We start from the raw sequence: 13,932 nt of genomic DNA on the forward strand, positions 1-13,932 counted from the left end.
TTCACGTGAAACGACGGTGGCCCCGTCCCCTTCGAGGGGGCGGGGCCACCGTCGTTCGTCAACGCGTTCAGAGCGGTCGGAGCGCGGGCTCCTTCTGCACCGCACCCAGCAGTCGGTCGAGGGCCATCTCGACGTCCTCCTTCCAGGAGAGCGTCGTCCTCAGCTCCAGTCGCAGCCGGGGAAAGCTCGGATGCGGTCGCACGGTCTTGAAGCCCACGGACAGAAGGTGGTCGGCGGGAAGAACACAGGCCGGCTCCTTCCAGCGAGTGTCGCCGAACGCCTCGATCGCCTTGAAGCCCCGCCGCAGCAGATCCTTCGCCACGGTCTGCACCATCATCCGCCCGAGGCCCTGCCCCTGATACCCCGGCATGATCCAGGCCGTCATCAACTGGACGGAGTCCGCGGAGACGGGACTCGTGGGGAAGGCGGTGGAGCGGGGGACATACGCCGGAGGCGCGTAGAGCACAAAGCCGACCGGCACCTCATCGACATAGACCACCCGCCCGCAGGAGCCCCATTCCAGGAGCACCGCGGAGATCCATGCCTCCTTCTCCAGCTCCGGACGGCCCGCCTTCACGGCGGCCTCTCCGCTCACCGGATCGAGCTCCCAGAAGACACAGGAGCGGCACCGCTTGGGGAGATCCGGAAGGTTGTCCAGCGTGAGCGGTACGAGCCGACGCCCCACGGCTGCTCCTCGTTTCCCTCGGCCATTGCCGTACGAATACGCCTCTCAGAATCGTAACGAGGGGGCGATCCGGGCGATACCGCGCACAGGCAAAGGGCGGAGCGCGTTCCGGTCTTTGCCGGTACACGCCCCGCCCTTGGAGGACGAGAGAGAGCTCAGCCCTCGGAGTCCTGACCGTCCTGCGCGTCCTGCGCGTCCTGCTCAGCGGTTCCGTTGTCCATGACGCGCCCCTCGCCCGGGGCCAGCGTCGACAGGATCCGGTCCAGATCCTCTATCGAGGCGAACTCGACGACGATCTTGCCCTTCTTCTGCCCCAGGTCGACCTTCACCCGGGTCTCGAAGCGGTCCGACAGACGGGTCGCCAGATCACGGAGAGCCGGAGACACCCTGGCACCCGCCCGCGGCCCCTTCGGCTTGACCGGGGAGGAGGGCTCCGAGCCCATGAGGGTGACGATCTCCTCGACCGCGCGCACCGAGAGTCCCTCGGCCACGATCCGGTACGCGAGCTTGTCCTGCGTCTCGGGGTCGTCGACGGAGAGCAGGGCACGGGCATGACCGGCCGAGAGGACGCCCGCGGCCACCCGGCGCTGCACCGGCGGAGAGAGGCGCAGCAGACGCAGCGTGTTGGAGACCTGCGGGCGCGAGCGCCCGATCCGGTCGGCCAGCTGGTCATGGGTGCAGTTGAAGTCCTTGAGGAGCTGGTCGTAGGCCGCGGCCTCTTCCAGCGGGTTCAGCTGCGCCCGGTGCAGGTTCTCCAGGAGGGCGTCCAGCAGAAGCTTCTCGTCCTCGGTGGCCCGCACGATCGCGGGGATGCGCTCCAGGCCGGCCTCACGGCAGGCCCGCCAGCGACGCTCACCCATGATGAGCTCGTAGCGCTCGGCGCCCAGCTGACGCACGACCACGGGCTGGAGCAGACCGACCTCCTTGATGGAGGTGATCAGCTCGGCCAGGGCGTCCTCGTCGAACACCTCGCGGGGCTGACGCGGGTTGGGCGTGATCGAGTCCAGCGGCAGCTCGGCGAAGTGCGCCCCGGCGGGGGACTCCGGCAGGGCCTCGGCCTCGCTCGCCGGCACCACGGAGTCGGGCGACTGCGGGCTCGCCGGAAGGGTGGCCAGCTTCGCCGCGGCCACTCCCCGCTCGGAACCGAGCGCCGGAACGGCTCCGGCCGAGGCCGTGGCCTGACCGGTGCCCACGCCGACGGCCGGCACCTGTCGCTCCTGGGGAGCAGCGGGGATCAGCGCACCGAGCCCGCGCCCCAGCCCCCTACGTCGCTCACTCACTGGATCCCCTCCGACATTCGCTGACTGTTCTGGTGGCCCAGGGCCGGGTGACCGACGTGGGCGTGCGTGCCGTCGTAGTGGAGATCGACGCCACGCAGCGCGATCTCACGGGCCGCTTCGAGGTACGACAGGGCGCCGCTGGAGCCCGGGTCGTAGGTGAGTACGGTCTGCCCGTAGCTCGGCGCCTCCGAGATACGCACGGATCTCGGGATGCTGGTCCGCAGCACCTCTTCGCCGAAGTGCGTGCGCACCTCGTCCGCGACCTGCGAGGCGAGCCTCGTCCGGCCGTCGTACATGGTGAGCAGGATCGTCGAGACGTGCAGGGCGGGGTTGAGGTGCCCGCGCACCAGCTCGACGTTCTTCAGGAGCTGGCCCAGGCCCTCCAGCGCGTAGTACTCGCACTGGATGGGGATCAGCACCTCGGCCCCGGCCACCATGGCGTTGACCGTGAGCAGGCCCAGCGACGGCGGGCAGTCGATCAGGATGTAGTCCAGCGGCTGCTCATACGCCTGGATCGCTCGCTGCAGGCGGCTTTCCCGCGCGACCAGCGACACCAGCTCGATCTCCGCACCCGCGAGGTCGATCGTGGCGGGGGCGCAGAAGAGGCCCTCGACATCCTGGACCGGCTGGACGACCTCGGAGAGCGGCCTGCTCTCCACCAGGACGTCGTAGATCGAGGGGACCTCGGCGTGGTGGTCGATGCCGAGCGCCGTGGAGGCGTTGCCCTGCGGATCGAGGTCGATGACCAGGACGCGGGCACCATGCAGGGCGAGGGAGGCGGCAAGGTTGACCGTCGTGGTCGTCTTGCCCACTCCGCCCTTCTGGTTGGCGACCACCATCACGCGGGTCTGGGCAGGCCGGGGGAGCCCTTCACCCGCACGGCCCAGCGCCTCTACGGCCAGCTGGGCTGCACGACCAATGGGGGTGTCGTCCATCGGGGGCGGTGTTTCACGTGAAACATCCTCCCCCACCGATTCGGTTCGGGGACCGGGGACCGGATCGGTCATCGGTCCCGCGATGTTGGCGTCGGACCGCAAGGATTCACTCTCCTCGGCTTCAGGCTCGCGATGAACAGAGCCTGCCATGCTTTCGGGGTCGTGAACCAGCGAGGCCCGTGGTTCTGTGGAGGAATCCACCGATGTGGACAACCCCTTGATCCTCACGGGGGGTTTCGCCGGGGGTGTCCGGTCCCGGGGCGTGGCAGCCGCGCGGCCGCGGCTGATGATCCCCTGCAGCAGTGAGCGACGTTTCACGTGAAACACGATGCACGCGCCGCAGGGCCGGGACCGCTCGACACTCCGAAATCTGTACGTATCGCAGCTTGTACGGATCAGTGGGCGGGGTCAGCGGACTGGGATCAGCGGCCGCCGCGGCGGGGCCGGCTGGTCCTGGCCGCCTTGGCGCGCTTGGCGGCGAACCTCACACCGCCCGGGCTCTCCCCCACCTCGACGCGGACCACGGTGGACAGCGGATCGACGATCCCCTCGCCCACGTGCAGAACGGAGGTGCCCACCACACCGAGCTTGGACAGAGCGGCGCGGGCGCCGTTGATCTCCTCCTCCGCCGTGTCGCCCTTGAGCGCGAGCATCTCGCCGTAGGGGCGCAGCAGCGGCACGCCCCAGCCCGCCAGGCGGTCGAGCGGTGCGACGGCACGGGCGGTGACGACATGCACGGGCGGGAGCTTGCCCAGCATCTCCTCGGCGCGACCGCGGACGACCGTCACGTGGTCGAGGCCGAGCAGTTCGACGACCTCCTGGAGGAAGTTCGTCCGGCGCAGCAGCGGCTCGAGGAGCGTGATCTTCAGGTCAGGGCGCACCAGTGCCAGCGGGATGCCGGGCAGGCCGGCACCGGAACCGACGTCGCAGACCGTGACGCCCTCGGGGACCACCTCGGAGAGCACGGCGCAGTTCAGCAGATGGCGCTCCCACAGCCGGGGCACCTCACGGGGGCCGATCAGGCCACGCTTGACCCCAGCGTCGGCAAGGAGCTCCGCGTAGCGCACGGCCTCCGGGAAGTACTCGCCGAAGACTGTCCGCGCCTGCTCCGGCGCCTGGGGAAGCTCCGCTGCCTCCGTCACGGGGAACCGTCCTTCCGTACCGCACGCATCAGGTGCGAACGCACTGTGTGGCTGACTATCAGGCTGACAAAATTCGGCCCCGCCTGCGAACAGACGGGGCCGACACTACGAGAGGGCTCAGGCAGGGAGCACGACGACGAAGCGCTGCGGCTCCTCGCCCTCGGACTCGCTGCGCAGACCGGCGGCGGCGACCGCGTCGTGCACGACCTTGCGCTCGAACGGGGTCATCGGGTCCAGCTTGACCGGCTGGCCGCTGGACTTGACCTCGTCGGCGGCCTTGGCGCCGAGCTGGGCGAGCTCGGAACGCTTCTGGGCGCGGAAGCCGGCGATGTCGAGCATCAGACGGCTGCGGTCACCGGTCTCCCGGTGCACGGCCAGCCGGGTGAGCTCCTGCAGGGCCTCCAGCACCTCACCGTCACGGCCGACCAGCTTCTGCAGGTCGCGGCTGTTCGAGTCGCTGATGATCGAGACCGAGGCCCGGTCCGCCTCGACGTCCATGTCGATGTCACCGTCGAGATCGGCGATGTCGAGCAGGCCCTCGAGGTAGTCGGCCGCGATCTCACCCTCCTGCTCCAGGCGGGTCAGGGTGTCGCCACCCTCGGCGGCGGAGGTGGTGCCTTCCGTCACGGATGGACTCCTTCTAGCTTCGTGGAGGCTTACTTCTTGGAGGAGGGGTGCTTGGGCCGCTGCTGGCCCTTGCGCTGGCGGGAGCCACCGGAGTTGGCCCGGCTCGGCCGCGCCGGCTTGTCGCCCGCGTCCTGGGACCCGGCCTTGGTGCCCTTCGCCTGGGACTGCGGCTTCTTCTCCAGCGAGGGAGCGGCCTGCCCGCCGGCGTCCCCGGCGGTCTCGGCGTCGGGAGCCTCGGTGGAGGCCTCGGCCTCCTTCGCCGGGGTCTGCTGCCCGCTGCCGGACTGGCGCTGGGCCTTGGTCTGGCGCTTGGGCTGCTGGCGACGGGTGGAAGCACCGCCCTCCGCCTCGGCGGCCACGGTGTCGCTCTTGATCACGGTGCCGTCGGCCTGGGCGGCGAAGCCGGCCTTGGCCAGGCCCGCGAAGAAGCGGCGCTCGTTGTCGTTGCGGTCGCTGCCCTTGGCGACGATCGCCTTGACGATGTTCTTCCGGCGCCGGCCGCGGACCTCACCGTGGTGGGTGACGCTCTTGAGCAGGCGCTGCAGGTAGGCGTCCTGGGCCTTGCTTCCCGGAGTCGGGTTCTGGTTGATCACGTACATCTGCTGGCCCATGGTCCACACGTTGGTGGTCAGCCAGTAGACGAGGACACCGACGGGGAAGTTGATGCCCATGACGGCGAAGATCAGCGGGAAGATGTACATGAGCATCTTCTGCTGCTGCATGTACGGGGTCTTCACCGAGAGGTCGACGTTCTTCATCATCAGCTGGCGCTGGGTGAAGAACTGCGAGGCCGACATCAGGACGATCATGACCGCCGTGACGATGCGCACGTCGGTCAGCGAGGCGTCGAGGGCCGCGACCTTCTCGGCGCTGTCGGTGAACTTCGCGGCCAGCGGGGCACCGAAGATGTGGGCCTGACGGGCGCTGGCGAGCAGCGACTCGTCGATGACGCCGATGGTCTTGCCCTCGGCGATGCTGGAGAGCACGCGGTACAGGGCGAAGAAGAACGGCGACTGGGCCAGGATGGGAAGGCACGAGGAGAGCGGGTTGGTGCCCGTCTCCTTGTACAGCTTCATCATCTCTTCGGACTGACGCTGCTTGTCGCTCTTGTAGCGCTCCTGGATCGCCTTCATCTTCGGCTGGAGCGCCTGCATGTTCCGCGTCGACTTGATCTGCTTCACGAAGAGCGGGATCAGGCAGATCCGGATCAGCACCACGAGGGACACGATGGACAGACCCCAGGCCCAGCCCGTGTCAGGGCCGAAGATCGCCCCGTACATCTTGTGGAACTGGACGATCACCCATGAGACAGGTGTGGTGATGAAGCTGAACAGACTGGCAATCGTGTCCACTAATCAGGCTCCTTGAGCATTGGGCGAGGTCTCTCCGGCCGGGCTCGTCTCGGCGGAGAACCCGCCCTTGTCTCCACGCAGGGCGGCGCGCAGCATCTCGTGCCAGCGCGGCCGCTTGCGCGGCGGAACATGGTCCACGCCGCCGGGCGACCACGGGTTGCACCGCAGGATGCGCCAGGCGGTCAGGGCTGTGCCCTTGATCGCGCCATGCCGGTCGATGGCCGTGAATCCGTAGTGGGAACACGACGGGTAGTACCGGCAGACGGGGCCCAGGAGCGGGCTGATCGTCCACTGGTACAGCTTGATGAGGGCCAGCAGCGGGTACTTCAACGCGTGCCCCCTCCCAGCAGCCGCTGGAGAGCGGCGTCCAGGTCTCGGGCCAGCTGTGCATGATCGGCGTCGCCGGCTCCGGGCAACGCCCGTACCACCACCAGGCTACCGGGGGGCAGCTCGGTGAGCCGCTCGCGCATGAGATGGCGCAAACGGCGCTTCACCTGATTGCGGACGACCGCTCCGCCAACGGCCTTGCTCACGACGAAACCCGCACGCGTCGGGGGAGCGCTCTCCCCAGGCGCGTGCGGGTCCGTTGCACCGCTGCGTAGGTGGACGACGAGGCTCGGGCGTCCGGCCCGGCGTCCTCGGCGTACCGCGGTCGCGAAGTCCTCGCGCCGCCTCAGCCGATTCTCGGTAGGCAGCACGTCATGACCTGTTTAGACAGATCAGGCGGACAGGCTCGCGCGACCCTTGGCACGGCGGTTCGCCAGGATGGCGCGGCCGGCACGGGTGCGCATGCGCAGGCGGAAGCCGTGGGTCTTGGCGCGACGACGGTTGTTCGGCTGGAAGGTGCGCTTGCTCACTCGGGGGCTCCAGAAATGATTCGTTGATGGCGGGACATCGCCTGGCTGTCACCGTGCGCCCACGAGAAGCTGAGCTCGCAATACGCTCGAGTGCACCGCTTCGCGATCACATATGGTGATCTTCGCCCATCGGTAGGCAGGCGGCAGCAGCCATCGACAACTCGACCTGGTTACGGTACGCGCGACTACGCCATCCGGTCAAACCGGCCAGTCACCGGGGTCCATTGTGCACAGGCTGTGGACAACAACTTGAACCACGTCAGCCGCCCCGACTACCGTGGCTGGACTCCGCAATCTTTTCCCTTCTGTCCTTACCTGTCCTTCGGGACTTCGACCAACCGTCCCGAGAACCACACATTCGTGGGACCTGCGAGGAAGCGTGCCCCGTGGCTGACGTACCTGCCGATCTTGCCGCAGTGTGGCCGCGCGTCCTGGAACAACTTCTCGGCGAGGGCCAGCAGGGCATCGAGACCAAGGACAAGCAGTGGATCGAGCGCTGCCAGCCGCTGGCGCTGGTGGCCGACACGGCCCTGCTCGCGGTCCCCAACGAATACGGCAAGCAGGTCCTGGAGGGCCGGCTCGCCCCGCTCATCAGTGAGGCGCTCAGCCACGCCTGCGGGCGCCCGATCCGGATCGCGATCACCGTCGACGACTCGGTCGGCGAGCCGACCCCGCCGGCGCCGCCCGCCCGGCAGGCGCCGCAGCCCCAGCCGCCGCAGCGCTATGACGAGCGGCCGCCGGCGGAGCCCTACGGCGGCTACGAGAAGTACGAGAAGTACGACGACTACGGGCGCCCGATGCCGGACGACGGTCTGCCGACCGCCCGGCCCGCCTACCCCGAGTACCAGCAGCAGCGACCCGAGCCCGGCTCCTGGCCGCGCGCCCAGGAGGACCTGTCCTGGCAGCAGCAGCGGCTCGGCGGCTTCCAGGAGCGCGACCCGTACGCGACGGCCCGCCCGCAGCAGCCGCAGCCGCCGCGCTACGACGAGCGGCCCTCGGCCTACGAGCAGCCGCAGCGGCCCGAGCGCGGCGAGCGGGCGGAGCAGCAGGGTCAGGGCGGCGGCCCGGGTCCCCGCCCCGGCGGCCCCGTGCCCGGCCCGATGTCCACCGGCCCGACCGGCGGACCCGGCATGGGCGGCTCCTCGGCCGGCGGCGGCCCCGGCGCGCCCGGCGAGCAGCATGCGCGCCTGAACCCCAAGTACCTCTTCGACACGTTCGTGATCGGTTCCTCGAACCGCTTCGCGCACGCGGCCGCGGTCGCGGTGGCCGAAGCGCCGGCGAAGGCGTACAACCCGCTCTTCATCTACGGCGAGTCCGGCCTGGGCAAGACCCATCTGCTGCACGCGATCGGCCACTACGCCCGCAGCCTCTACCCGGGCACCCGGGTGCGGTACGTGAGCTCGGAGGAGTTCACCAACGAGTTCATCAACTCGATCCGGGACGGCAAGGGCGACGCCTTCCGCAAGCGCTACCGCGATGTGGACATCCTGCTGGTCGACGACATCCAGTTCCTCGCGAGCAAGGAGTCGACGCAGGAGGAGTTCTTCCACACGTTCAACACGCTCCACAACGCCAACAAGCAGATCGTGCTCTCCTCGGACCGGCCGCCCAAGCAGCTGGTGACCCTGGAGGACCGGCTCCGCAACCGCTTCGAGTGGGGTCTGACCACCGATGTGCAGCCGCCGGAGCTGGAGACGCGGATCGCGATCCTGCGCAAGAAGGCGGTCCAGGAGCAGCTGAACGCCCCGCCGGAGGTCCTCGAGTTCATCGCCTCCCGGATCTCGCGGAACATCCGCGAGCTGGAGGGCGCGCTGATCCGGGTGACCGCGTTCGCGAGCCTCAACCGGCAGCCGGTGGACCTCGGGCTCACCGAGATCGTCCTCAAGGACCTGATCCCGGGCGGTGAGGACTCGGCGCCGGAGATCACCGCCGGCGCGATCATGGCGGCGACCGCGGACTACTTCGGTCTGACCGTGGAGGACCTGTGCGGCTCCTCGCGCAGCCGGGTGCTGGTCACGGCCCGGCAGATCGCGATGTACCTGTGCCGGGAGCTCACCGATCTCTCGCTGCCGAAGATCGGCGCGCAGTTCGGCGGCCGGGACCACACCACGGTCATGCACGCCGACCGCAAGATCCGCGCGCTGATGGCCGAGCGGCGGTCCATCTACAACCAGGTGACCGAGCTGACCAACCGCATCAAGAACGGCTGAGACGACCGCAGCGGCCCCCGTACACCGCCGAAGGGCGCCCCAGGGACACCTCCCGGGGCGCCCTTCGGCGTTCCCAGGGGCGCGGGAAGCCGCCTCGCGGGCGCGCGCCCGTGCGCTGTGCACACCTGTGTACGAGACCCCGCTGTTCGATTACCTCGATCCGGTGGCGGGTTCTCCACAGATTGGGGGATGATCTTCCGTCCACAGGGTGGGGACTGCCGAGTTATCCGGATTGCATCCACAGGGTGACCGTCTGACCTGGCATCACCGCAGCTCAGACGCCTGTGGAATTGTTGGCAAACGATCTCCACAGCCTGTGGATGAAATCTTCGTCCACAGGGGCCCCGAGCGGTTGTCCACCGCCCGCCCACAGGGCGCGGTCGGTTGCCCACAGCTTCTCCACACCGCTGTCCACTGTTCGGCAACGAAACACCCCCGCTCACCGCACCGAGTGAAAGCCGTCACACCAAGGAAGACGTTTGGGCTGTGGGGAACCTGGGGAAAGCTGGGGACAGCACTGGGGAGAACTCCCCATGCCCTGTGAATCGGGTGTGCAGAACTTTCGTGTGTCCACAGAAAGGCCCGGTTGTCCACGGGTGCCACCCACAGGGTCGGTGGACAAAAAACCGGCGCTGACCTGCGCGAACAGCGTTATCCACGGTTTCCACAGCCCCTACTACTACTCCCACAGAGAGTTAGCTCGGAATCCGCTTCGAAGCGGGGCCTGTGCACAACTCGAGCCCGGAGCCTCGGCGACCTCTTGTCGCGACTTGACCCCGAGCCGCACCGAGTGTCGGTGGCGTACGTCAGACTGGTTCCCGCAGTCGACGAAGAGCCAGCAACAAGCAGGAGGCGGTTCCGGTGAAGATCCGGGTGGAGCGCGATGTACTCGCGGAGGCGGTGGCGTGGGTGGCCCGCAGCCTTCCGGCCCGTCCGCCGGCGCCCGTACTCGCGGGCCTTCTGCTGAAGGCCGAGGACGGCGCGCTGAGCTTCTCCAGCTTCGACTACGAGGTCTCGGCCCGGGTCTCCGTCGAGGCCGAGGTCGAGGAGGACGGCACCGTCCTGGTCTCCGGCCGCCTGCTCGCCGACATCTGCCGCGCCCTCCCCAACCGTCCGGTGGAGATCTCCACAGACGGTGTACGGGCGACCGTCGTCTGCGGCTCCTCCCGCTTCACCCTCCACACCCTGCCTGTGGAGGAGTACCCGGCGCTGCCGGAGATGCCCACCGCGACCGGCACCGTGCCCGGTGAGGTCTTCGCCTCCGCCGCCGCCCAGGTGGCCATCGCCGCCGGCCGCGACGACACGCTGCCCGTGCTCACCGGTGTGCGCATCGAGATCGAGGGCGACACGGTCACCCTGGCCTCCACCGACCGCTACCGCTTCGCGGTCCGCGAGTTCCTGTGGAAGCCGGAGTCCCCGGACGCCTCCGCGGTCGCCCTGGTGCCCGCGAAGACCCTGCTGGACACCGCCAAGGCGCTGACCAGCGGCGACACCGTCACCCTGGCGCTCTCCGGCTCCGGCAAGGGCGAGGGCCTGATCGGCTTCGAGGGCGCGGGCCGCCGCACCACCACCCGCCTGCTCGAGGGCGACCTGCCGAAGTACCGGACGCTCTTCCCCACCGAGTTCAACTCGGTCGCGGTGATCGAGACCGCCCCCTTCGTCGAGGCCGTCAAGCGCGTGGCCCTGGTGGCCGAGCGCAACACCCCGGTCCGGCTCAGCTTCGAGCAGGGCGTGCTCATCCTGGAGGCCGGCTCCAGCGACGACGCACAGGCTGTGGAGCGGGTGGACGCGCAGCTGGACGGCGACGACATCTCGATCGCCTTCAACCCGACCTTCCTGCTGGACGGCCTGAGCGCGATCGACTCGCCGGTCGCCCAGCTCTCCTTCACCACCTCCACGAAGCCGGCGCTGCTGAGCGGCAAGCCGGCGCTCGACGCGGAGGCGGACGAGGCCTACAAGTACCTGATCATGCCGGTACGCCTGAGCGGCTGACCCCACAGGTGTGCACCCGCGTCCGGGCGTAGGCTCGGACGCGGGTACGAACCGCACACGACGCTTAAGGAATCATCTGATGGAGCTCGGTCTCGTCGGTCTCGGCAAGATGGGCGGCAACATGCGCGAGCGCATCCGCCGCGCAGGCCACACCGTCATCGGGTACGACCGCAACCCGGACCTCGCCGATGTCCCCAGCCTCGAAGAACTTGTGGGCAAGCTCAAGGGTCCGCGCGTCGTGTGGGTGATGGTCCCGGCCGGTGCCGCGACCCAGTCCACCATCGACGAGCTCTCCGAGCTGCTCTCCCCCGGCGACATCGTCGTCGACGGCGGCAACTCCCGCTGGACCGACGACGAGAAGCACGCCGAGGAGCTCGCGGCCAAGGGCATCGGCTTCGTCGACTGCGGCGTCTCCGGCGGTGTCTGGGGCCTGGAGAACGGCTACGCGCTGATGTACGGCGGCGACGCCGAGCACGTGGCCCGCGTCCAGCCGATCTTCGACGCGCTCAAGCCCGAGGGCGAGTTCGGCTCGGTCCACGCCGGCAAGGTCGGCGCCGGCCACTTCGCGAAGATGGTCCACAACGGCATCGAGTACGCCATGATGCAGGCCTACGCCGAGGGCTGGGAGCTCCTGGAGAAGGTCGACTCCGTCACCGACGTGCGCGAGGTCTTCCGCTCCTGGCAGGAGGGCACGGTCATCCGCTCCTGGCTGCTGGACCTCGCGGTCAACGCCCTCGACGAGGACGAGCACCTGGACAAGCTGCGCGGCTACGCGTCGGACTCCGGCGAGGGCCGGTGGACGGTCGAGGCCGCCATCGACAACGCCGTCCCGCTGCCGGCGATCACCGCGTCGCTGTTCGCGCGGTTCGCCTCGCGTCAGGACGACTCCCCGCAGATGAAGATGATCGCCGCGCTGCGCAACCAGTTCGGCGGCCACGCGGTCGAGACGAAGAAGTAATCCACAGGCTGTGCACCCCGCGGTGCACAGCCGCCGGGGGAAGAAGGTCGGCGCCCACCATGCACGTCACGCATCTGTCGCTGGCCGACTTCCGCTCGTACGCCCGGGTCGAGGTCCCGCTCGATCCGGGCGTCACCGCGTTCGTGGGGGCGAACGGCCAGGGCAAGACCAATCTCGTCGAGGCGGTCGGCTACCTCGCCACCCTCGGCAGCCACCGCGTCGCCTCCGACGCCCCGCTGGTGCGCATGGGCGCGGAGCGGGCCGTCATCCGGGCCGCCGTCACCCAGGGCGAGCGCTCCCAGCTGGTCGAGCTCGAACTCAACCCCGGCCGGGCCAACCGGGCCCGGATCAACAGGTCCTCGCAGGTCAAGCCCCGTGACGTGCTGGGAATCGTACGGACGGTGCTGTTCGCGCCCGAGGACCTGGCGCTGATCAAGGGCGACCCCGGTGAGCGGCGGCGCTTCCTCGACGAGCTGATCACGGCGCGCGCGCCGCGCATGGCGGGCGTGCGCTCGGACTACGAGCGGGTGCTCAAGCAGCGCAACACCCTCCTGAAGTCCGCCGCCATGGCCCGCAGGCACGGCGGCCGGTCCATGGACCTGTCGACCCTCGACGTCTGGGACCAGCACCTGGCCCGGGCGGGCGCCGAGCTGCTCGCCCAGCGGCTCGACCTGATCGGGGTGCTCCGCCCGCTCGCCGACAAGGCGTACGAGCAGCTGGCGCCCGGCGGCGGGCCCGTACAGCTGGAGTACAAGCCGTCCGCGCCGGGCTCCGGGCACAGCCGCGAGGAGCTGTACGAGCAGCTGATCGCCGCGCTCGCCGAGGTGCGCAAGCAGGAGATCGAGCGGGGCGTCACGCTGGTCGGACCGCACCGCGACGAACTGCTCCTCAAGCTCGGCGACCTGCCGGCCAAGGGGTACGCGAGCCACGGCGAGTCCTGGTCGTACGCGCTGGCGCTGCGGCTCGCCTCGTACGACCTGCTGCGCTCGGAGGGCAACGAGCCGGTCCTCGTCCTCGACGACGTCTTCGCCGAGCTCGACGCGCGGCGACGCGAACGCCTCGCGGAGCTGGTGGCGCCGGGCGAGCAGGTCCTGGTGACGGCCGCCGTCGACGACGACGTGCCGGGGGTGCTCGCGGGGACGCGGTACGCGGTCTCCGGTGGGGCGGTGGAACGGGTATGAGTACGGAATCTTCTCCCCAGCCTGTGGACAAGCCCGCGGCTCCCGCCGCGCCGGAGCCGTCCGGCGTCGACCTGGCGCGGGTCGCGCTGCGGGCCGCGAAGGAGCAGGCCAGGGCGCGGGGCGCGGCGGCGCAGCAGAAGAAGCAGGCCCGGCGCGGTGGCGGGCTGCGCTCCGGCGCGCGCGCCGACGGGCGCGACCCCATGGCGCTCGGCGCCGCGATCAACCGGCTGATCACCGAGCGGGGCTGGGAGACGCCGGCGGCGGTCGGCGGGGTGATGGGGCGCTGGCCGCAGATCGTGGGCGAGGACCTGGCGAAGCACTGCGTGCCGCTGAAGTACGACGAGGACCCCGAGGTGCGGGTGCTCACGGTGCAGTGCGACTCCACCGCCTGGGCGACGCAGCTGCGGTTGCTGGCCCCGCGGTTGGTGGCCCGGCTCAATGAGGACCTCGGGCACGGGACCGTGCGGATGATCAAGGTGCTGGGGCCCGGCGGGGCGCCGCGGCGGGGATACGGGCCCCTACGGGCGCCCGGGTCCACCGGGCCTGGCGACACCTACGGGTAGTCGGCCCGTACGGGTTCTCGGGGTGCGGGTCCCCGTGGAAGGGCGCCGCACGGCCGTCGTCGTGCCCACCCTCTCCCGGGCTCCGTCCGGGGGGACCCCGGCGCCGGCGGAACGCATGCCCACACCGGGTCACGACCCAAAGCGCTAGGT

The 13,932-nt window shown here is 69.7% G+C and carries 14 protein-coding genes; 5 read left to right on the plus strand and 9 right to left on the minus strand.

From position 1 onward, the window contains the following. Nucleotides 1-67: 67 nt before the first annotated feature. The 9 genes from ACH414_RS12010 to rpmH form a co-directional block, all read right to left on the minus strand. A complete protein-coding gene (locus ACH414_RS12010; RefSeq protein WP_382539056.1) occupies nucleotides 68-685 on the minus strand; it encodes a GNAT family N-acetyltransferase in 618 nt (205 codons plus the stop codon). A 155-nt stretch (nucleotides 686-840) separates the two neighbouring features. Next, nucleotides 841-1,965, minus strand: a complete 1,125-nt coding sequence (locus ACH414_RS12015) for a ParB/RepB/Spo0J family partition protein (protein WP_382539059.1) — start codon at nucleotides 1,963-1,965, stop codon at nucleotides 841-843. After that, nucleotides 1,962-3,050, minus strand: coding sequence for a ParA family protein (locus ACH414_RS12020; protein WP_382539570.1), 1,089 nt, complete (start codon nucleotides 3,048-3,050; stop codon nucleotides 1,962-1,964). Before ACH414_RS12020 ends, ACH414_RS12015 begins: the two co-directional genes overlap by 4 nt. Nucleotides 3,051-3,322: 272 nt before the next feature. After that, on the minus strand, nucleotides 3,323-4,042 hold the full coding sequence (rsmG, locus tag ACH414_RS12025) for a 16S rRNA (guanine(527)-N(7))-methyltransferase RsmG (protein ID WP_382539062.1): 720 nt from the start codon (nucleotides 4,040-4,042) through the stop codon (nucleotides 3,323-3,325). Nucleotides 4,043-4,159: 117 nt separating this feature from the next. Continuing rightward, nucleotides 4,160-4,669: a protein jag gene (locus ACH414_RS12030; RefSeq protein WP_382539065.1), complete on the minus strand. Its 510-nt coding sequence runs from the start codon at nucleotides 4,667-4,669 to the stop codon at nucleotides 4,160-4,162. A 29-nt stretch (nucleotides 4,670-4,698) separates the two neighbouring features. After that, nucleotides 4,699-6,021, minus strand: a complete 1,323-nt coding sequence (gene yidC / locus ACH414_RS12035) for a membrane protein insertase YidC (protein WP_382539068.1) — start codon at nucleotides 6,019-6,021, stop codon at nucleotides 4,699-4,701. 3 nt (nucleotides 6,022-6,024) lie between these two features. Continuing rightward, nucleotides 6,025-6,351, minus strand: a complete 327-nt coding sequence (yidD, locus tag ACH414_RS12040) for a membrane protein insertion efficiency factor YidD (RefSeq protein ID WP_329422189.1) — start codon at nucleotides 6,349-6,351, stop codon at nucleotides 6,025-6,027. Continuing rightward, nucleotides 6,348-6,719, minus strand: coding sequence for a ribonuclease P protein component (gene rnpA, locus ACH414_RS12045; RefSeq protein ID WP_382539071.1), 372 nt, complete (start codon nucleotides 6,717-6,719; stop codon nucleotides 6,348-6,350). Before rnpA ends, yidD begins: the two co-directional genes overlap by 4 nt. Before the next feature lie 21 nt (nucleotides 6,720-6,740). After that, the gene (rpmH, locus tag ACH414_RS12050) at nucleotides 6,741-6,878 is read right to left on the minus strand and encodes a 50S ribosomal protein L34 (RefSeq protein WP_015659252.1); all 138 of its coding nucleotides are present in this window, start codon (nucleotides 6,876-6,878) and stop codon (nucleotides 6,741-6,743) included. A gap of 386 nt (nucleotides 6,879-7,264) precedes the next feature. Here rpmH and dnaA point away from each other — a divergent pair, with 386 nt between their 5' ends. From dnaA to ACH414_RS12075, 5 genes are all read left to right on the plus strand, one after another. Continuing rightward, nucleotides 7,265-9,088, plus strand: a complete 1,824-nt coding sequence (dnaA, locus tag ACH414_RS12055; protein WP_398941688.1) for a chromosomal replication initiator protein DnaA — start codon at nucleotides 7,265-7,267, stop codon at nucleotides 9,086-9,088. Nucleotides 9,089-9,949: 861 nt separating this feature from the next. Continuing rightward, entirely contained in the window at nucleotides 9,950-11,080 is a 1,131-nt protein-coding gene (dnaN, locus tag ACH414_RS12060; RefSeq protein ID WP_041130169.1) for a DNA polymerase III subunit beta, read from the plus strand. 79 nt (nucleotides 11,081-11,159) lie between these two features. Continuing rightward, nucleotides 11,160-12,038 carry a phosphogluconate dehydrogenase (NAD(+)-dependent, decarboxylating) gene (gnd, locus tag ACH414_RS12065; protein WP_382539078.1) on the plus strand — a complete coding sequence of 293 codons (879 nt, stop codon included), beginning with the start codon at nucleotides 11,160-11,162 and terminating at the stop codon, nucleotides 12,036-12,038. Between the two features lie 59 nt (nucleotides 12,039-12,097). Then, nucleotides 12,098-13,219, plus strand: a complete 1,122-nt coding sequence (recF, locus tag ACH414_RS12070; RefSeq protein WP_382539081.1) for a DNA replication/repair protein RecF — start codon at nucleotides 12,098-12,100, stop codon at nucleotides 13,217-13,219. After that, nucleotides 13,216-13,782, plus strand: a complete 567-nt coding sequence (locus tag ACH414_RS12075) for a DUF721 domain-containing protein (protein ID WP_382539084.1) — start codon at nucleotides 13,216-13,218, stop codon at nucleotides 13,780-13,782. Before recF ends, ACH414_RS12075 begins: the two co-directional genes overlap by 4 nt. Nucleotides 13,783-13,932 lie beyond the last annotated feature (150 nt).

It is taken from the genome of Streptomyces sp. NPDC020422 (assembly GCF_044386705.1).
In the GTDB taxonomy this organism is placed as follows: domain Bacteria; phylum Actinomycetota; class Actinomycetes; order Streptomycetales; family Streptomycetaceae; genus Streptomyces.

Coding starts and splice junctions, on each gene's coding strand:
- gnd (WP_382539078.1), top strand. CDS start 11,160: ATGGAGCTCGGTCTCGTCGGTCTCGGCAAGATGGGCGGCAACATGCGC.
- recF (WP_382539081.1), top strand. CDS start 12,098: ATGCACGTCACGCATCTGTCGCTGGCCGACTTCCGCTCGTACGCCCGG.
- ACH414_RS12075 (WP_382539084.1), top strand. CDS start 13,216: ATGAGTACGGAATCTTCTCCCCAGCCTGTGGACAAGCCCGCGGCTCCC.
- ACH414_RS12020 (WP_382539570.1), bottom strand. CDS start 3,050: ATGGCAGGCTCTGTTCATCGCGAGCCTGAAGCCGAGGAGAGTGAATCC.